Origin of the sequence: Mesorhizobium opportunistum WSM2075 (assembly GCF_000176035.2) — a bacterium.
In the GTDB taxonomy this organism is placed as follows: Bacteria; Pseudomonadota; Alphaproteobacteria; order Rhizobiales; family Rhizobiaceae; genus Mesorhizobium; species Mesorhizobium opportunistum.
In genome coordinates, this window is sequence record NC_015675.1 from 3,217,541 (window position 1) to 3,234,036 (window position 16,496).

Sequence of the window (16,496 nt, forward strand, 5' to 3'; positions counted from 1 at the left end):
CCTCATCTGCTGCCGCCATCTTCTCTCCGTGAACGGGGAGAAGGACGCTCGTATTGATGCTGCTACTTCCCACTCAACCGCAGCACCAGCGCCTTGATGTAGCCCGGCGGCAAGATCGAGCCGCACGTCCGCGATGATTGCGGCGGCGATCCTGATCTTGCAGCTTTCGCGGGGGATGGAATTCACGCTAATATGGCCCGGTGGTCGTTTGGTGCAGCTTGCCGGAAACGGAACCGCGATTCTCAGCTCGGAGACAAGCCATGTTTGCCGCCAAGGCGATCGACACCTCGGACAAGGTCGCGTTCTACGGCGACCTTGCCACGCAACTGAAGGCGCTGCTCGACGGCGAGGGCGACTCGATCGCCAATGCCGCCAACACCTCGGCGCTAATCTTCCAGATGGTGCCCGACCTCAATTGGGCCGGCTTCTATTTCCTGGCGTCGGACGAGGAGATGGTGCTCGGCCCCTTCCAGGGCAAGCCGGCCTGCGTGCGCATCGCCGTCGGCAAGGGGGTGTGCGGAACCGCGGTCGAACTCGGCACCTCGATGCTGATCAAGGACGTGCACGATTTCCCCGGTCACATCGCCTGCGATGCGGACTCGCGCTCGGAACTGGTCGTGCTCCTGGAAGACGACAACGGCGTCTTCGGCGTGCTCGATCTCGACAGCCCGCTGCCCGGCCGCTTCGACAAGGCCGACCAAGCCGGCATCGAAGCGCTGGCCGCGATCTATGTCGCGGCGAGCTCGTTCGAGGACTAATCAGCCTACAAACTTCACCAGCATCAGGCTGAAGCCGCCGATGAACAGGAAGGCCGAGAAGGCGAGGGCCAGCGGGCGCAGGCCGCGCGATCGCAGTTGCGAGATGTCGGCCTGCAGGCCCATGGCGGCCAGCCCCATGGTCAGCATGATGGCGGTGGCGAGCGCCATCGCCGTCTTCACTTCGGCGGGGATCGCGACAAGGCTGTTCAACGCCACGACGGCGACGAAGGCGGCGACGAACCACGGCATGGGCGGCCGCGTCCCGGATTGGTCGCTTGATTGGTGGCGGCTGCCGCGGCGGGCCATCAGGCCGAGCGCGATGACCATCGGCGCCAGCATGGCGACACGGGTGAGCTTGGCGACGGTGGCGATCTCGCCGGACTGGGTGCCGTTCTGGAAGCCAGCGCCGATGACTTGCGCGACCTCATGGATCGAGGCCCCTGCCCACAGGCCGAAAGCGTGCTGGTCGAGGCCGAGCACGGGAGCCAGCAGCGGGAAGCAGAGCATGGCGACGGTGCCGAACAAGGTGATAGAGGCGACGGCGTAGGTGACGTCCTCGTCGCGCGCATCGGTGACGATGTTGGTGGCGACGATGGCCGAGGCGCCGCAGATCGAGGTACCGGCGGCGATCAGCTGCGCCAGTTTGGAGTCGACGCCGATCAGGCGGCCGAGCATGATGGTGAAGACGAAGGTCGCGCCAAGGGTGGCCGCCACGATGCCGACGCCGCCGGCGCCGATCGAGACGACCTGGCCGAGCGTCAGCTGGAAGCCGAGCAGCACGATGGCGAAGCGTAGCAGGCGTTTTTGCGAGAAGGCGATGCCGGCCTTGGCATGGGCGGGCGTGCCGAGCACATTGGAATAGACCATGCCGGCGACGACGGCGAGGATCATTGGGCTGAACAAGGCGAAGCCGGAGACATTGCGGGCAGAAAAGGCAACGCCGGTGATCATCGCGACAAGGACGATGCCGGGGATGATGCCGTTCCACACCGAATCGAGGCGCTTGCGGCCTGCGGCCAGATCGGCGGAAATCGTGCTTTTCGGAATATCGTTCGCGATGTTGGTCAGGGAAGGCAATGCAATTCTCCAGGCGGGTGGCCTGGGAGAATGCCATTCCTGAAACGATCTTTCCAACGAATTGTTATTGTCAGAATGATCGATTTTTATGAACGGTCTGTTTTAGCAATGGCACAGATCGCCCTAGCCACAACAAATCCTGCCACTGACGCAAGTTTACCACCGGCCGCAAGAAGGAGGCATCCATCACATGGCATCAAGCTGCGCTTCGATCGCTACCTTGTCGATCACCGACCAGACATTCCTGATCCTGTCATCGAGAAACTCGTAGAAGACGTTCTCGCTGAAGGAGACTTTCCGGCCGTTGATGGGGAGGTCGAAGAAGGTCCCCTTCGGCGTGCAGTTGAACTGGAGGCGGCTGGCGATGAACGGCGGCTCGGAGATCAAGATCTGGACGTCGAAAAAGAGGTCCGGAATTTCCCGGAAATCCCGCTCCAGCATCTTGCGATAACCCGACAGGCCGACCCGCTCACTGTTGTAGTGCACCTCGTCATGGACGAAGCGATGCAGTCGCTCCCAATCCTGATTGTTGAGGCAGTCGATGTAGCCTCGATAGAGGTCGATCTCGGTCATCGCGATGGCTCCGGTGCTGACACCCTGGAAGATAGAACGACCGTGGACACAGTCCAGCCGCGCTTGAGCCTGTTCCATCCCGGGAGAATCGGGATGGGGCTCTATCTGTTTTTTGAGCATGATCCCTGGACAAGCGGAAACCGTTTGTCCGAGAAAACCGGGTTCCACTTTTCGGGATCACGCTCTACCCCCGATAGCGCAGCGCGTCGACCAGCAGCGAGAAGGCCGGCGTCGCCTGGCGGCGGCTGGGGTAGTAGAGATGATAGCCGGGGAAAGGCGCGCACCAGTCGGCCAGCACCCGCACCAGGCGGCCATCGGCCAGATGTGCCGTCACCTGGCCCTCCGGCAGATAGGCGAGGCCGAGGCCGGCCAGCACCGCGTTCATGCGCAGCGCGCTTGTGTTGAACACCAGCTGGCCCTCGACACGCACCTTCAGTTCGCGCCCGGCCTTTTCGAACTCCCAGGCATAGAGCCCGCCATAGGTCGGCAGGCGCAGGTTTATGCAGTTGTGATTGGTCAGGTCCTGCGGCGTGCGCGGCTTTGGATGGATGGCGAAATAGGCAGGCGATCCGACCACCGCCATGCGCATGTCCGGGCCGATGCGCACGGCGATCATGTCGCGCGCCACCTGTTCGCCCAGCCGCACGCCGGCATCGAAGCGCTCGGCGACGATGTCGGTCAGGCTATAGTCGACGATGATCTCGACCTTGATGTCGGGATGGTCGGGCAGGAATTTCGCCAAAGCAGGCCACAGGATCACATCGGCTGAATGCTCGCCGGCGGTGATGCGGATGGTGCCAGCGGGCTTTTCACGCAAGGCACTGAGCGCGGCGAGCTCAGCCTCGATCTCGTCGAGCCTCGGTCCGACCGAGCGCACCATGCGCTCGCCGGCCTCGGTGGGCGACACGCTGCGCGTAGTGCGGGTGAGCAATCTCACGCCCAGCCGCTCCTCCAGCGCGCGCACCGTGTGGCTGAGCGCCGATTGCGAGACGCCGAGCTGCGCCGCCGCCCTGGTGAAGCTTTTTTCGCGCGCGACGGCGAGGAAGGCGGTCAGTTCGTTCAGATTGTCGCGAGGCATTGATGAGCCTTTCTCATAAGTACATGCCGGATATAGCACCTAATCGCGGCTAATCACGGGCGCTAAATATACTCCATCCAATCGGGCCGCCGAAGTCGACGGCCTTGGAGCCATGGCGGTGAGTTGCCGGGCGCCGAGAAAAAAGGAAAACCCATGGATATCCAGCGAAGCGGCTCGCAAGCCTCGGCGAAAGGCCCCGCGGAGTATTTCACCGGCACGGTGCGCATCGACGCGCCCTTCAAGGGCAGCGAACCCGCCCGGGTCAGCGGCGCCACCGTCACTTTCGAGCCCGGCGCGCGTACCGCCTGGCACACCCATCCGCTCGGCCAGACGCTGATCGTGCTTTCGGGCGCCGGCCTGGTGCAGCGCGAAGGCGGACCGGTCGAGCAGATCCGCCCCGGCGACATCGTCTGGTTCGCGCCCGGCGAGAAACACTGGCATGGCGCCGCGCCGACCACGGCGATGAGCCACATCGCCATCGCCGAAGCGCTCGACGGCAAGGTCGTCGACTGGATGGAGAAGGTCAGCGACGAACAATACGGGGTTTGACACGGCGGTTCCCGGATCCATTTCCGGATACACCCTCAACGAAGGAAGCTCTCATGACAGACGCACCCAAAAGCCCATTCTCCGATATCGCGCCAGCGCTCGGCAAATACACCGACGAGGTGTTGTTCGGCGAGGTCTGGAAGCGCCCAGGCCTTTCGCCGCGCGACCGCAGCCTCGTCACCGTCACCAGCCTGGTCTCGAACTACCGGATCAACGAAATGCCTTTCCACATGAAGCGGGCGCTCGACAATGGCGTCACCCGCGATGAACTGATCGAAACGATCACGCATCTTGCCTTCTACGCCGGATGGCCGACGGCGGCCACAGCCCTGGGCATTGCCCGCAAGGTTTTCGAACAGGCCGACGGCGAGAAGAAGGCATAAGGAAATGCCGTGGTCGAAGGACGAACTCGACAAGATCGCGGCAGCCGACGATCTGTACATCTCGCCGTTGCGCGATGACGGCGTGACCTTGGGCACGCCGACCTGGATCTGGTCGGTCGTCGCCGACGGCGCACTTTATGTGCGCGGCTACAACGGCCGGCAGTCGCGCTGGTATCAGGCGGCGACCACCCAGAAGGCCGGCCGTATCACTGCTGCCGGCATGACCAGGGATGTCACCTTCGAGCCGGTCGAGGGAACCGTCAATGAACGCATCGACGATGCCTACCGGGCGAAATACGCGGCGAGCCCTTATCTCGCGCCGATGATCGCCGCGCGCGCCCGCGCCGCCACGGTGCGGATCACACCGAAGGAGAATTGAAATGCAAAAGCGCATACTTGGAAACAGCGGCCTCGAAGTCTCGGCGATCGGGCTCGGCTGCATGGGCATGAGCCAGTCATACGGGCAGCCGATGCAGACGGCGGATGCCGTCCGCCTGATCCGCGCCGCGTTCGAGCGCGGCATCACTTTCTTCGACACGGCGGAAGTCTATGGACCGTTCAAGAACGAGGAGGTCGTCGGTGAAGCGCTGCAGCCGATCCGCGACCAGGTGGTGATCGCGACCAAGTTCGGCATCGACATCGCTGGCGCGGCCGGACATCAGGGCATGGACAGCCGGCCGGAGCATATTCGCGAGGTCGTCGAGGCTTCGCTCAAGCGGCTGAGAACAGACCGCATCGACCTGCTCTATCAGCACCGCGTGGATCCGGTCGTGCCGATCGAAGACGTGGCGGGCACGGTGAAGGACTTGATCAGCCAAGGCAAGGTGAAGCATTTCGGCCTCTCCGAGGCGGGCGTTCGCAACATCCGGCGCGCGCATGCGGTGCAGCCGGTCGCCGCCCTGCAAAGCGAATACTCGCTCTGGTGGCGCGAACCCGAGGAGGCGATCCTGCCGGTCCTTGAAGAACTGGGGATCGGCTTCGTGCCCTTCAGCCCGTTGGGCAAGGGTTTCCTCACCGGCGCCATCAACGCCGACACGACGTTCGCCAGCAGCGACTTCCGCAACACCGTGCCGCGCTTTGCGGAGGAGGCCAGGCGAGCGAACCAGGCGCTGGTCGACGCAATCGCCGCGATCGCGGCGCAGAAGAAGGTGACTCCGGCGCAGGTCGCGCTTGCGTGGCTGCTGGCGCAAAAGCCCTGGATCGTCCCGATCCCCGGCACCACCAAACTCAACCGACTGGAGGAGAACATCGCGTCGTCCACCGTGGCGCTGACGGCGGATGATCTTGCCAACATCGAGAACGCGGTCTCGGCGATTGCGGTGCAGGGAGCGCGCTACTCGCCGCAACAAGCGGCAAGGATCGACCGCTGAGGCGCACGCGACCCCCGGAGATGGCGACGCTGCCTTGACAGCGCCGCCCTTCCTACTCCAGCTTGGCGGCATGTTCGCTCTCGCGCCTACCCTCGCCAAGCGACGCCGTTCCTTCATCAGGAGCGGCAAGCTGATTGCGCGACGACAAGACCCGGCAGGATAGATCCGGTTCGTTCGTTTCCAGCCCCGCCCGCGACACCCGCCGGCGGGGTTTTCCATGTCTGGAGCCCTGTCATGACCATCAATTCCTCCATCCGGTTCCGGCCGGCCGAACCCGCCGACGCCGCCGCGATCAGGGACATCGTGCGATCAGCCTATGGCAAATGGGTGCCGGTGATCGGCCGCGAGCCGCTGCCGATGCGCGCCGACTATGAGAAGGCCGTTGCCGAGCATCCGTTCGACTTGGCCATCGAGGAGGGCCGCATTGTCGGGATGATCGAAACCATGCTTGCCGACGACCATCTCTGGATCGAGAATATCTGCGTCGCGCCGGAGGCGCAGGGCAGGGGGATCGGCCGGCTGCTGCTGGAGCGGGCCGAGCGCAAGGCGATCGAAGCAGGCCGTCCGCTGCTGCGCCTGCTGACCAACGGCGCTTTCGAGGCCAATGTGTCGCTGTATAAACGGCACGGTTATACGATCGACAGGGAGGAGCCGTTCATGGGCGGCATGACGGTCTATATGAGCAAGAAATTGACGCGATAGCGGGCAAGCGGAGGAATGGTACGATGATGGCTGCCAGGATCAAATTGAAGCAACTTCCAGGGATTTACGCGATTTCACGGCTCGGGGCGAGCGACAGCATTCCCGGCTGGGCGGACGGGCCGGGCTTCGTCAGCATCACCAGGACCGATGACGAGCTTTCGATCACTTGCCTGGAGGATCGCGTTCCAGGCACGGTCAAGCACGATGGCGACTGGGTCGCCTTCAAATTGCAGGGGCCGTTTGCTTTCGACGAAACCGGCATCGTGTTGTCGGTCATCCGGCCGCTGTCGGAAAACGGGCTGGGCATCTTCTTGGTGTCCACCTTCGACGGCGATCATCTGCTGGTGAAAGCGGCGGACCGGGATGCGGCGAGACAGCGTCTGGTCGAGGCAGGACACACGCTGCTGTAGTTCATCCATGTCATCGAAAACGGCTGGGTTCGCTGGCCCAACGCGTCTGGCTCAATCACTGGCGTGCTGGCTCAAACACTTCCGGGGTTGCGTTTGACAGCAGTGTTTGCGCATCGTTATCTCTAGCCATATATCACGGCCAACGGCCATGCGACGCGCCCCCAGGAGAAAACCATGTCACACGATCTGCAGTTCTATATCGATGGCGCGTGGGTCGATCCTGTTGTGGCCAAGACGCTCGATGTCATCGATCCGTCGACCGAGGATGCCTTCGCGCAGATATCGCTCGGCACCAAGGCCGATGTCGACAAGGCAGTGGCCGCGGCCAAGCGCGCCTTCAACACATTCGGCTTCACCTCGGTGGAGGAGCGCCTCGACATCCTGAACCGCGTCATCGCGGTCTACAAGAAGCGCAGTTCCGACCTGGCGCTCGCCGTGTCGCGCGAGATGGGCGCGCCGCGCCAGTTCGCGCTCGACAGCCAGGTGGGCGTCGGCCTCGCGCATCTGACGAAGATGGCGGAAGTGTTGAAATCGTTCGAGTTTCGCCACGTCAAGGGTTCCTCGCTGATCGTCAAGGAACCGATCGGCGTCGTCGGCCTGATCACGCCGTGGAACTGGCCGCTGAACCAGATCACCTGCAAGGTGGGTCCGGCGCTCGCCTCCGGCTGCACCATGGTGCTGAAGCCATCGGAGATCGCGCCGATCGATGCCATCATCTTCGCCGAAATCCTCGACGAGGCCGGCGTGCCGAAAGGCGTGTTCAACCTCGTCAACGGCGACGGCCCCGGCGTCGGCCAGGCGCTGTCCAGCCATTCCGACATCGACATGATGTCGTTCACCGGTTCGACGCGGGCCGGCATCCTGGTCGCCAAGGCCGCCGCCGACACGGTCAAGCGCGTGCATCAGGAGCTTGGCGGCAAGTCGGCCAACATCCTGTTCCCCGATGTCGACCTCGCCACCGCCGTCAGCAAGGGCGTCGCCGGCTGCTTCAGCAACAGCGGCCAGTCCTGCAATGCGCCGACGCGCATGTTCGTGCCGCGCGACCGTCATGACGAGGCGGCGGGCTACGCCAAGGCGGCGGCGGAAAAGTTCGTGGTCGGCCCCGCCGACGGCGACAACACCAAGCTTGGCCCTGTCGTCAGCCAGGTTCAGTTCGACAAGATCCAGGACCTGATCCAGGTCGGCATCGACGAGGGTGCGACGCTGGTCGCCGGCGGCCCCGGCCGCCCCGCCGAACTCAACCGTGGCTACTATATCAGGCCGACCGTGTTCGCCGACGTCACCCACGACATGCGCATCGCGCGCGAGGAGATATTCGGGCCGGTGCTGGCGATCATGCCCTACGACACGGTCGAGCAGGCGGTCGAGCAGGCCAACGACACGGTCTACGGCCTGGCCTCCTACATCCAGGCCAAGGACATCCAGAAGGCCCGCGACGTGGCGGCGCGCATGCGCTCCGGCAATGTCTACATCAACTATCCGACTTGGGACGCCGGCCTGCCCTTCGGCGGCTACAAGCAGTCGGGCAACGGCCGCGAGTATGCCGAGTATGGGCTTGAGGATTTTCTGGAGATCAAGGGTATCGCTGGGTATGAGGCGGCGGAGTAGGCACGACACTGGCGCCGACCTTGCAGGAGTTCCTCGCCCCAACGGAGTGGGGGAGAGGTGGCCGCGAAGCGGTCGGAGAGGGGGCTGCGGCGCTGATGAGGTCGCGCTGAATTCTTCCAGGGCTGCGCCATCCCCCGCTCCGTCTCGGCTTCGCCGAGCCACCTCTCCCCCATCTCATGGGGGCGAGGAACGTTAGCCCCGTACTTGCCAATTGGCAAATACATGCTATATCTCTGCCAATAGCAAGGGTGAGCAAAATGCAACTTCAGTCCATCGTCGCCACGCCGGCCACGGTCGGCAGCGCCATTTCGGAGGAAGAGGCCGGTGCGCTGGCGCGCACCACTGTCAATCTGTTCAAGGCGTGGAACCTCACAGATCTCGAGGCCTGCATCCTGCTTGGAGGTATGTCGGCGCGGACCTGGGCACGCTGGAAGGAAGGCGGCATCGGCCGGATCGACCGCGACCTGCGCACCCGCATGGCTCATCTGATGGGCATCCACAAGGGCCTGCGCTATCTCTTCACAGAGCCGGCGCGCGGCTATGCCTGGATCCGCAAGCCCAACGCGACCTTCGGCGGCCAGTCGGCGCTCGACCTGATGCTGCGTGGCGAAATTTCCGATCTTGCGGCCATGCGTGAATGGCTCGATGCGGAGCGTGGTGCATGGTGAGTGGGCTCGCGGTCCGGCGCCGCGTCCACTGGCACCAGACTTTTCGCATCATCCGCTCCATCCATCCGCCGATCGACCTGTTCGAGGACATTGCCGACCCGCGCGACTGGGAGGCGCTGGCCGCCGTCGAGGAGAAGACCAATCCGCGCATCCGGCTCGAGATCGGCGAGCTCGGCAAGGTGCCTGCCGCAAGGCGGGTGTCGGGTCCTGGCGCAAGCTTCGTGATGGCGCCCTTCGTGCATTGTTCGACGCTGCGGCCCGGCCGTTTCTCCGATGGCAGCTACGGCATCTACTATGCCGGCGACAGCGAGGACGTGGCGCTGGCCGAGACCATCCACCACCACCAGAATTTCATGCGCGCCACCAGTGAGGATCCGGGCTGGACGGCGGATTTCCGCGTGCTGATCGGCAGCGTCGACCGTGACCTCGACGACGTCAATGCCGTGCCCGGCGTGCTCGACCCCGACGACTACACCGCCTCGCAGGCGGAAGGGCGGGCGCTGCGGGCGCAAGGCAGCGACGGGCTGGTGTGGAGCAGCGTGCGGATGGCGGACGGGCAATGTATCGGCATCTTCTGGCCCGATGTCATCCCCGTTCCGGTGCAGGGCCGGCATTACTCCTACCACTGGGACGGCACCCGCGTGGATTTCGTACGTCAGCACGACACGGGCAAAGTGCTGTCGGTCACCTGATGGGAGCGCATCCCTCAACAGGCGACGGAAGCACCCGGCGGCGCTATTGCGGTCCGGCCGTGACCTGAGAGCAACGTTCTCCGATCACCCTCAAAAATGGCATGGATTACCTGCCATATCGCCTCTGCCCGATCTATATATCGGTTGAGATCGATGCAGGTGAAGATGGACCACGACATCATATTGAAGGCACTGGCGCATCCGTTTCGACGGGATGTCCTGGCGTGGCTGAAGGAGCCTGAACAGCACTTCGCCGCGCAGGCACATCCGCTCGAGATGGGCGTCTGCGCCAGCCAGTTCGACCACCGCGGCCTGGCTCAGTCCAGTGTTTCGGCACATCTGGCGACGCTGGCGTCCGCCGACCTCGTTACGACGCGGCGGGTCGGCCAATGGGTGTTCTACAAGCGCAACGAAGAAACCATCGCCGCCTTCCAGGCTGCCTTGTCCGATCTCTGACGATCCTCCCCATTCCCCCAAAATGCATGAAAGGCATTTCTCATGGCTACCCTCTTTGATCCCTTGCGGGCCGGTGACCTGACGCTGGCGAACCGCATCGTCATGGCGCCACTGACGCGCAATCGCTCACCCAATGCAGTACCCGGCGACTTATCGGTCACCTACTACGGCCAGCGCGCCACGGCGGGGCTGATCGTGACAGAGGCAACCGCCATCAGCCATCAGGGCCAAGGCTATGCCAATGTGCCCGGCCTCTACGGGGCGGATCAGCTTGCCGGCTGGAAGCGTGTCACCGACGCGGTTCATAAAGGTGGCGGCAAGATCGTGGTCCAGCTCTGGCATGTCGGACGCATCTCGCACAATTCGTTGCAGCCTGGCGGCGGCAAGCCGGTGGCGCCATCGGCGATCAGGGCAAAATCCAAGACGTTCCTGGTCAAGCCGGATGGCAGCGGCGAGTTCGTCGACACCTCCGAGCCGCGCGCGCTCGACGCGGCCGAAATTCCCGGCATCGTCGATGATTTTCGCCGCGCCGCAAAGGCGGCGATCGAGGTAGCGGGCTTCGACGGCGTCGAGATCCATGGTGCCAATGGATATCTCGTCGACCAGTTCCTGCGCTCGGGCACCAACCATCGCACCGACGATTATGGCGGCTCCATCGAAAACCGGGCGCGCCTCCTGTTTGAGGTGGTCGACGCGGTCACGGGCGCTGTCGGCGCCGGCAGGACCGGGATCAGGCTGTCGCCGGTAACGCCCGCCAACGACGCTTCGGATGCCGATCCGCAGCCTCTGTTCAACCATGTTGCGGCGGGCCTGGGCAGCCGGGGCCTCGCCTATGTCCACATCGTCGAAGGCGCGACCGGCGGCGCGCGCGACTTCAGCCAGGGCGACAGGCCGTTCGATTACGAAGACCTCAAGGCCTCCTACCGCAAGGCCGGCGGCACCGGTGCCTGGCTGGTGAACAATGGCTATGACAAGGAATTGGCCGAAAAGGCTGTCGGGGACGGCTACGCCGACCTTGTCGCGTTCGGCAAGCTGTTCATCGCCAATCCCGACCTCGTCAGCCGCCTGAAGCGGAATGCCGAACTGAACGCGCCGGACAAAGCGACGTTCTATGGCGGCGACGCCAGGGGCTATACGGATTACCCGTCGGCGGCCTGAGCCCAGACGTTTGCCCTTTCGCCCGCGGCGGAAGGGCAGCTGGTCGCCTGACGCGACGATCCGGACCGAATTTCGGTCCGAACGGCCATCGCATTCCAAGCCCAACAGTCCTCAGTGCCTGAGAATCTTGCTCAGGAAGGCACGGCTGCGGTCGGTCTTGGGGTGCGAGAAGAACTCATCGGGCGTGCCGCTTTCGACGATGGCGCCGGCATCCATGAACACCACGCGCTGGGCGACCTTGCGGGCAAAGCCCATCTCGTGCGTCACCACCATCATGGTCATGCCTTCCTCGGCGACCGCCACCATGACGTCGAGCACTTCGGAGATCATTTCGGGGTCGAGTGCCGAGGTCGGCTCGTCGAACAGCATGATCTTGGGCCGCATGCCGAGGCAGCGCGCGATCGCCACGCGCTGCTGCTGGCCGCCGGAGAGCTGCGCCGGATAAGCGTTGACCTTGTCGGCGAGCCCCACCTTGGCCAGCAATTCGCGCCCGGCATGCTCGGCCTCGGCGCGCGGGATCTTGCGGACATGGATGGGCGCCAGCGTGACATTCTCGAGCGCGGTCTTGTGCGGGTAGAGGTTGAACGACTGGAAGACGAAGCCGATCTCGGTGCGCAGCTGCGTCATGTTGGTGGCGCGGTCGCCAAGGCGCTGGCCGTCGACGACGAGATCGCCGTCCTTGATCGTCTCCAGTCCGTTGATGCAACGGATCAGCGTGCTCTTGCCGGAGCCGCTCGGGCCACAGACGACGACGACCTCGCGCGGCTCGACGCTCAGCGTGATATCCCGGAGCACGTTGAGCGAGCCGAACCATTTGTTGACGCCGCGAAAGTCGATCATGCCGGTTTTGTTGAGACCCGCATTGGTCATGTCTGTTGGCCCTTTGGGGTTCGATGTCACAGCTGCACCTCGCCATGGGCCGCGCCCATGCGGCGTTCGAGCCGGCGCGCCAGCATGATCAGCGGATAGCAGACGATGAAATAGCCGACGCCGACAAGGAAGAACACCAGGAGGCCGTTGGGCACGCGCTGCACCACCAGCCAGCCGACGCGGGTGAGGTCGGTCAGGCCGATGGCCGAGACGACCGAAGAATCCTTGATCAGCAGCACATATTGCCCGACCAGCGGTGGCAGCACGATGCGCATCGCCTGCGGCAGCACAACCTGGCGCAGGCGCTGCCAGCGCGACAGGCCGGATGCAAGGGCTGCCTCGACCTGGCCTGTCGGCACGGAACGGATGCCGGCGACGACGATCTCACAGATGAAGCAGGCGGCCAGATTGGTCAGCGCGATGATGCCGGCGGTGAAGGCGTCGAGCTCGACGCCGAATTCCGGCAGGATGAAGAAGATCAGGAAGATCTGCACCAGGAACGGCGTACCCCGGATCAGGTCGACCCAGGCGCCGATGACGCCGGCGATCAGCCGGTTGCCGCCGGTGCGCAAGATGCCGAGGCCGAAGCCAAGCACGGTGCCGAGCACCAGGCTGATCAGCGACAGCACGACGGTCATGCCGAGACCGCGCAAGGCGAGGGGATAGGAGCCGGCGAGGCTGAGGAACTGTTGCCAGATCATGCCCGCACCCCTGTTGTGCCGAGCCAGCTGCTGGACAGAACGGCCAGTCCTTTCAAGCAGTAGTAGAGCAGCAGGTAGAAGGCGGCGATGGTGAGAAAACCTTCGGCCGGCATGAAGCGGTCGGAAGCGAGCAACTGGCCGGCGCGCGTCAGCTCGGCGACCGAGATCAGCGACAGCAGAGCGGAATCCTTGACCAGCACGATCGCCTGTCCGAGCAGCGGCGGGATCGTCACCTTGAAGGCTTGCGGCAGCACGACCAGGCGCATGCGCTGGACGTAGGTCATGCCCGAGGCGACGCTGGCTTCGACCTGGCCGCGCGGGATCGAAAGGATGCCGGCCCGAATGATTTCAGCGACATAGGCGCCGCTGTTCAGTGACAAAGCGAGGATGCCTACGACCAGCTCGGGCAGCACGAAGCCGAGCCGGGGCAGGCCGAAATAGAGGAAATAGAGCTGTGCCAGCAACGGCGTGGCACGCACGGCGTCGATATAGGCCTTGGCCGGAACCCGAAACAGCCAGCCGCGCTGCAGGCCCATGGCGCACAGCACGATGCCGACGATCAGCGCGCCGACGAAGGACAGCGCCGACAGCCAGACGGTCGTGACCAGGCCCTGCCCGAACAGGGGCAGATATTCGACGATGGTGCGGAAACTGAAATTTTCGAGCATGGGCGTGAACAGTGAGTAGGGAGTAGGGAGTAGGGAGTAGTGAGTAGGCAGTAGCGAGTAGTGAAGCGTATCCGGAATGGTCGATTCTCCATTCACCGGTCACTATTCCCTACTCACCACTCCCTACTCACTACTTCCCTACTCACTACTTCCCTACTCACTAATTTCTCAGTGATCCTTCTTCCAGGCGTCGGAATTGACCCAGTAGTCGAGGTTCTTCTGCAGGCGGCCGTCGATGGTGACCTGGTTGAGGAAAAGGTTCATCCAGACAAGCAAGTCCGGCTCGTCGTAGCGAGTGGCGAAGGCAAGCGGCTCCTTCGACAGCAGGTCGGGCATGATGGTAAAGGTGCCGGCCGGGTAGGCGGTCGACTGGCCCTTGACCGCCGAGACGTCGTTGACGCCGCAGTCGGCCTGGCCGTTGTTGACGGCGTCGAGCAGCAGCGGACCGCCGCCCTTGTAGCTCTTGATGTCAGCATCGGGAAAGGCGGCCTTGGCTTCCTTCTCGCCGGTCGCGCCGAGCAACACGGCGATCTTGGTGCCCTTGGCCTTGCAGTCCTCGGTGGTCTTGAACTTGCTGTCGGCCTTGGTGAAGACGGTGCTGCCTGTGTACATATAGGGCGTGGTGAAAGCGACCTTCATGCCGCGCGCCAGCGTCGGCGTCATGTCGGCGACCAAGAGATCGGCCTTGCCCGACAAGAGTGCGGGGATCAAGCCATCCCAGTCGAAGTCGAGGAAGGTGATTTTCACACCCATTTCCTTGGCCATCAGTTCGGCAAGTTCGACCGAACTGCCGGTGCGCTCGCCATTGGCGCCGACCAGCGAGAAGGGCGGTCCCTGGGTCTGCACGGCAACGCGCAGTTCGCCGCGTTTGGTAATGTCGTCGAGCGCTCCGGCACTGGCGGCCGTGGTGAGGCCGGCGAGTGCGAGTCCGGCGATGAAAAGTCTGGCAATCTTCATTTGGCATTCCTCCTTGTTTTATTGTTCCACGTTGTTGTTTCACCCTTCGGGGTGCTTTTTGAGCGGCAGCGCCGTTGCCGGCGGCGGCCACCGTTCGCAAATCTCTTTCCTCAGTCCCGGGCCACCGTCTCGGAAACCGTGATGCCACGCCGGGCCAGTTCGTCGAAGAAGCTGATGTCCGGCACGTCGAGCAGCGGGTTGAGCAGGCCGGGCTTGGTGATCTCGCCGCGCGCCAGCATCTGCGCCACGATGCTGGCGGGATAGCCGACGCCCAGGCTCATGCCGAACAGGCCCGAAGCCAGGTCGCGCTCGATGATCAGGTCCGAAGTGACCGTCTTGGCGCGGCCGTCCTCGATGCCGGAAAAGACATTGCGCATCACGCACAGATCCTTTTCGCCGGAGCCATATTGCAATTGCGGGCCGAGCAGCCGGCCTAGGAATTCGCGCGGACTGGCGCCCGTGCCGGGCACCTTTTCTTCCGAGAGGAAGCCGAGTTCTTTCAGCGGTGCCCAGAAGGCCGACCATCCCGGCCAGCGTAGCGTATAGCGTCCGGAGCGGCGCAGCCCTTTCGCCGCGGGAAGCATCTCGACGTAATGCAGCGCATCGCCGTTGGGGAAGGCTTCCAGCATGCCGAGGCCCGCGACCTCGATCTCATGGATGAAAGGATTGTGGTGCTGCTGGCCAGCCGGCACCGCGACGCGTTGCCCGTCCTCGATCATCACGCTGTCGCGGTTCTGGCTGACCAGAACCATGTCGAAGTTCCAGCTCACCTTGTAGCAAAGCGGCTTGGCCATCGCCTTCGGCTCGGGGATGCCGCCGCAATAGGAATCGATCGCGGTGATCGCGTCGAACTGGCGCGCGGCGCGCGCGTAGAGCACGAGGTCGATGCCGGGATCGAGCCCGCATTCGGTCATGATGGGCACACCGGCCTGTTCGGCGGCCGGCGCCAGGTCGGCGATCGCCTTGCCGTAGTTGGTGGTGACCAGCGGCGTGCGGGTTGCGATCGCGGCTTGCACCGCCTCGCGCATCAGCGGTTGCGGCAACAGGTCGATGACGGCGTCGACATCGGCCAGCACTGTGGTCAGGGCCAGGCCGATCGCGCCCTCGGGTACGACGAAACGCACACGGGAAAGATCGGCCAGGCCGTCAAGCCGGGCAGGGCCGTCCGGCGCGGTATCGACGCAAACCACCTCCTCGACGCCACTGGCGACGAGATCGGCGATGGCCGCCCGGCCTTGCAGGCCGAGGCCTCCGAGAACCGCGATCTTCATGCCGGCTCCTTGCGATCGTCCGACCAGCAGCCTTCCGGCAGGCTGACCCATTTGTTGCAAGACGCCATGACGACGAAGGTCTCGCTGCGCACGACTTCGCCCGGCTCGCCAGCACCCGGGATCAGCTCGCTGGTGACGCGGTAGAGATCGGCGACGTCACCGGCCACCGTCACGTCGACGATGATGTCGAAGCGTCCGGTGACCACCGAGGCCGAATTGACGAAGGGCAGTTCCGAAATGCGCTGCGCCAGTTCGCGGGCACGGCCGCGCCCCTGGGCATTGATGCCGACAATGGCCGAGATCAACTCGGGGCGTTCGGTGAGGTTCAAGAGCCCGACGACCTTGAGCAGGTTGCGGTCGAGCAGGTTGCGCAGCCGCGAGCGCACCGTCGGCACCGAAATCGCCAACATCTCGGCGAGGCGGTTGATGCCCGGCTGCGCATCCTGCGACAGCTGCTTGACGAGCCGCCGGTCGGTCAGATCGAGATGTTCCCGCAAAGCCCCCGTCTTTCATAAACAGAAAGAAAATTGGCAATTATTTTGCCTAT

The 16,496-nt window shown here is 63.9% G+C and carries 21 protein-coding genes; 12 read left to right on the forward strand and 9 right to left on the reverse strand.

The genetic code is table 11. The features are described 5' to 3' along the window. Window positions 1-260 precede the first annotated feature (260 nt). Window positions 261-758 (forward strand): GAF domain-containing protein, encoded by a 498-nt coding sequence (locus MESOP_RS15415; protein ID WP_013894244.1) that lies wholly within the window; start codon window positions 261-263, stop codon window positions 756-758. Here MESOP_RS15415 and MESOP_RS15420 read toward each other — a convergent pair whose 3' ends face one another. The 3 genes from MESOP_RS15420 to MESOP_RS15430 all read right to left on the reverse strand — a co-directional run bounded on the left by MESOP_RS15420 (window position 759) and on the right by MESOP_RS15430 (window position 3,486). After that, complete coding sequence (locus MESOP_RS15420) at window positions 759-1,835, reverse strand: YeiH family protein (RefSeq protein WP_013894245.1); 1,077 nt, start codon at window positions 1,833-1,835, stop codon at window positions 759-761. Window positions 1,836-2,021: 186 nt separating this feature from the next. After that, entirely contained in the window at window positions 2,022-2,408 is a 387-nt protein-coding gene (locus MESOP_RS15425) for an ester cyclase (protein ID WP_013894246.1), read from the reverse strand. A 184-nt stretch (window positions 2,409-2,592) separates the two neighbouring features. Then, window positions 2,593-3,486: a LysR family transcriptional regulator gene (locus MESOP_RS15430; RefSeq protein ID WP_013894247.1), complete on the reverse strand. Its 894-nt coding sequence runs from the start codon at window positions 3,484-3,486 to the stop codon at window positions 2,593-2,595. Between the two features lie 153 nt (window positions 3,487-3,639). On the opposite strand from MESOP_RS15430, the gene MESOP_RS15435 reads away from it, so the two are divergent. The 11 genes from MESOP_RS15435 to MESOP_RS15485 all read left to right on the forward strand — a co-directional run bounded on the left by MESOP_RS15435 (window position 3,640) and on the right by MESOP_RS15485 (window position 11,482). Continuing rightward, entirely contained in the window at window positions 3,640-4,035 is a 396-nt protein-coding gene (locus MESOP_RS15435) for a (R)-mandelonitrile lyase (protein WP_013894248.1), read from the forward strand. A 53-nt stretch (window positions 4,036-4,088) separates the two neighbouring features. Beyond that, window positions 4,089-4,418, forward strand: coding sequence for a carboxymuconolactone decarboxylase family protein (locus MESOP_RS15440; protein WP_013894249.1), 330 nt, complete (start codon window positions 4,089-4,091; stop codon window positions 4,416-4,418). A 4-nt stretch (window positions 4,419-4,422) separates the two neighbouring features. Continuing rightward, entirely contained in the window at window positions 4,423-4,797 is a 375-nt protein-coding gene (locus tag MESOP_RS15445) for a DUF2255 family protein (RefSeq protein ID WP_013894250.1), read from the forward strand. 1 nt (window position 4,798) lies between these two features. Further along, window positions 4,799-5,788, forward strand: a complete 990-nt coding sequence (locus tag MESOP_RS15450; protein ID WP_013894251.1) for an aldo/keto reductase — start codon at window positions 4,799-4,801, stop codon at window positions 5,786-5,788. Between the two features lie 234 nt (window positions 5,789-6,022). Beyond that, window positions 6,023-6,490: a GNAT family N-acetyltransferase gene (locus MESOP_RS15455; protein ID WP_013894252.1), complete on the forward strand. Its 468-nt coding sequence runs from the start codon at window positions 6,023-6,025 to the stop codon at window positions 6,488-6,490. Between the two features lie 26 nt (window positions 6,491-6,516). Continuing rightward, window positions 6,517-6,900, forward strand: a complete 384-nt coding sequence (locus MESOP_RS15460) for an ACT domain-containing protein (RefSeq protein ID WP_041164707.1) — start codon at window positions 6,517-6,519, stop codon at window positions 6,898-6,900. Window positions 6,901-7,074: 174 nt separating this feature from the next. Then, window positions 7,075-8,508 (forward strand): aldehyde dehydrogenase family protein, encoded by a 1,434-nt coding sequence (locus tag MESOP_RS15465; RefSeq protein WP_013894254.1) that lies wholly within the window; start codon window positions 7,075-7,077, stop codon window positions 8,506-8,508. A 257-nt stretch (window positions 8,509-8,765) separates the two neighbouring features. Next, window positions 8,766-9,176, forward strand: a complete 411-nt coding sequence (locus tag MESOP_RS15470; RefSeq protein WP_013894255.1) for an MbcA/ParS/Xre antitoxin family protein — start codon at window positions 8,766-8,768, stop codon at window positions 9,174-9,176. Continuing rightward, window positions 9,170-9,868 (forward strand): RES family NAD+ phosphorylase, encoded by a 699-nt coding sequence (locus tag MESOP_RS15475; protein WP_013894256.1) that lies wholly within the window; start codon window positions 9,170-9,172, stop codon window positions 9,866-9,868. The genes MESOP_RS15470 and MESOP_RS15475 overlap by 7 nt, the downstream gene beginning before the upstream one ends. A 165-nt stretch (window positions 9,869-10,033) precedes the next feature. Then, window positions 10,034-10,324, forward strand: a complete 291-nt coding sequence (locus tag MESOP_RS15480) for an ArsR/SmtB family transcription factor (protein ID WP_013894257.1) — start codon at window positions 10,034-10,036, stop codon at window positions 10,322-10,324. A 42-nt stretch (window positions 10,325-10,366) separates the two neighbouring features. After that, the gene (locus tag MESOP_RS15485) at window positions 10,367-11,482 is read left to right on the forward strand and encodes an alkene reductase (protein WP_013894258.1); all 1,116 of its coding nucleotides are present in this window, start codon (window positions 10,367-10,369) and stop codon (window positions 11,480-11,482) included. A gap of 111 nt (window positions 11,483-11,593) precedes the next feature. Here MESOP_RS15485 and MESOP_RS15490 read toward each other — a convergent pair whose 3' ends face one another. The 6 genes from MESOP_RS15490 to MESOP_RS15515 all read right to left on the reverse strand — a co-directional run bounded on the left by MESOP_RS15490 (window position 11,594) and on the right by MESOP_RS15515 (window position 16,446). Then, on the reverse strand, window positions 11,594-12,352 hold the full coding sequence (locus MESOP_RS15490) for an amino acid ABC transporter ATP-binding protein (protein WP_013894259.1): 759 nt from the start codon (window positions 12,350-12,352) through the stop codon (window positions 11,594-11,596). A gap of 26 nt (window positions 12,353-12,378) precedes the next feature. Beyond that, the gene (locus MESOP_RS15495; protein WP_013894260.1) at window positions 12,379-13,053 is read right to left on the reverse strand and encodes an amino acid ABC transporter permease; all 675 of its coding nucleotides are present in this window, start codon (window positions 13,051-13,053) and stop codon (window positions 12,379-12,381) included. Continuing rightward, on the reverse strand, window positions 13,050-13,721 hold the full coding sequence (locus MESOP_RS15500; RefSeq protein WP_041164144.1) for an amino acid ABC transporter permease: 672 nt from the start codon (window positions 13,719-13,721) through the stop codon (window positions 13,050-13,052). The genes MESOP_RS15495 and MESOP_RS15500 overlap by 4 nt, the downstream gene beginning before the upstream one ends. 168 nt (window positions 13,722-13,889) lie before the next feature. After that, complete coding sequence (locus tag MESOP_RS15505; protein ID WP_013894262.1) at window positions 13,890-14,678, reverse strand: ABC transporter substrate-binding protein; 789 nt, start codon at window positions 14,676-14,678, stop codon at window positions 13,890-13,892. Window positions 14,679-14,788: 110 nt separating this feature from the next. After that, the gene (locus MESOP_RS15510; RefSeq protein WP_013894263.1) at window positions 14,789-15,949 is read right to left on the reverse strand and encodes a saccharopine dehydrogenase family protein; all 1,161 of its coding nucleotides are present in this window, start codon (window positions 15,947-15,949) and stop codon (window positions 14,789-14,791) included. After that, a complete protein-coding gene (locus MESOP_RS15515) occupies window positions 15,946-16,446 on the reverse strand; it encodes an Lrp/AsnC family transcriptional regulator (RefSeq protein WP_013894264.1) in 501 nt (166 codons plus the stop codon). The genes MESOP_RS15510 and MESOP_RS15515 overlap by 4 nt, the downstream gene beginning before the upstream one ends. Between the last annotated feature and the right edge of the window lie 50 nt (window positions 16,447-16,496).

Excerpts from the sequence above, each read along its gene's own strand:
- MESOP_RS15415 (WP_013894244.1), top strand. The coding sequence starts at position 261 with ATGTTTGCCGCCAAGGCGATCGACACCTCGGACAAGGTCGCGTTCTAC.
- MESOP_RS15425 (WP_013894246.1), bottom strand. The coding sequence starts at position 2,408 with ATGACCGAGATCGACCTCTATCGAGGCTACATCGACTGCCTCAACAAT.
- MESOP_RS15430 (WP_013894247.1), bottom strand. The coding sequence starts at position 3,486 with ATGCCTCGCGACAATCTGAACGAACTGACCGCCTTCCTCGCCGTCGCG.
- MESOP_RS15435 (WP_013894248.1), top strand. The coding sequence starts at position 3,640 with ATGGATATCCAGCGAAGCGGCTCGCAAGCCTCGGCGAAAGGCCCCGCG.
- MESOP_RS15440 (WP_013894249.1), top strand. The coding sequence starts at position 4,089 with ATGACAGACGCACCCAAAAGCCCATTCTCCGATATCGCGCCAGCGCTC.
- MESOP_RS15445 (WP_013894250.1), top strand. The coding sequence starts at position 4,423 with ATGCCGTGGTCGAAGGACGAACTCGACAAGATCGCGGCAGCCGACGAT.
- MESOP_RS15450 (WP_013894251.1), top strand. The coding sequence starts at position 4,799 with ATGCAAAAGCGCATACTTGGAAACAGCGGCCTCGAAGTCTCGGCGATC.
- MESOP_RS15455 (WP_013894252.1), top strand. The coding sequence starts at position 6,023 with ATGACCATCAATTCCTCCATCCGGTTCCGGCCGGCCGAACCCGCCGAC.
- MESOP_RS15460 (WP_041164707.1), top strand. The coding sequence starts at position 6,517 with ATGGCTGCCAGGATCAAATTGAAGCAACTTCCAGGGATTTACGCGATT.
- MESOP_RS15465 (WP_013894254.1), top strand. The coding sequence starts at position 7,075 with ATGTCACACGATCTGCAGTTCTATATCGATGGCGCGTGGGTCGATCCT.
- MESOP_RS15470 (WP_013894255.1), top strand. The coding sequence starts at position 8,766 with ATGCAACTTCAGTCCATCGTCGCCACGCCGGCCACGGTCGGCAGCGCC.
- MESOP_RS15475 (WP_013894256.1), top strand. The coding sequence starts at position 9,170 with ATGGTGAGTGGGCTCGCGGTCCGGCGCCGCGTCCACTGGCACCAGACT.
- MESOP_RS15480 (WP_013894257.1), top strand. The coding sequence starts at position 10,034 with ATGGACCACGACATCATATTGAAGGCACTGGCGCATCCGTTTCGACGG.
- MESOP_RS15485 (WP_013894258.1), top strand. The coding sequence starts at position 10,367 with ATGGCTACCCTCTTTGATCCCTTGCGGGCCGGTGACCTGACGCTGGCG.
- MESOP_RS15490 (WP_013894259.1), bottom strand. The coding sequence starts at position 12,352 with ATGACCAATGCGGGTCTCAACAAAACCGGCATGATCGACTTTCGCGGC.
- MESOP_RS15495 (WP_013894260.1), bottom strand. The coding sequence starts at position 13,053 with ATGATCTGGCAACAGTTCCTCAGCCTCGCCGGCTCCTATCCCCTCGCC.
- MESOP_RS15500 (WP_041164144.1), bottom strand. The coding sequence starts at position 13,721 with ATGCTCGAAAATTTCAGTTTCCGCACCATCGTCGAATATCTGCCCCTG.
- MESOP_RS15505 (WP_013894262.1), bottom strand. The coding sequence starts at position 14,678 with ATGAAGATTGCCAGACTTTTCATCGCCGGACTCGCACTCGCCGGCCTC.
- MESOP_RS15510 (WP_013894263.1), bottom strand. The coding sequence starts at position 15,949 with ATGAAGATCGCGGTTCTCGGAGGCCTCGGCCTGCAAGGCCGGGCGGCC.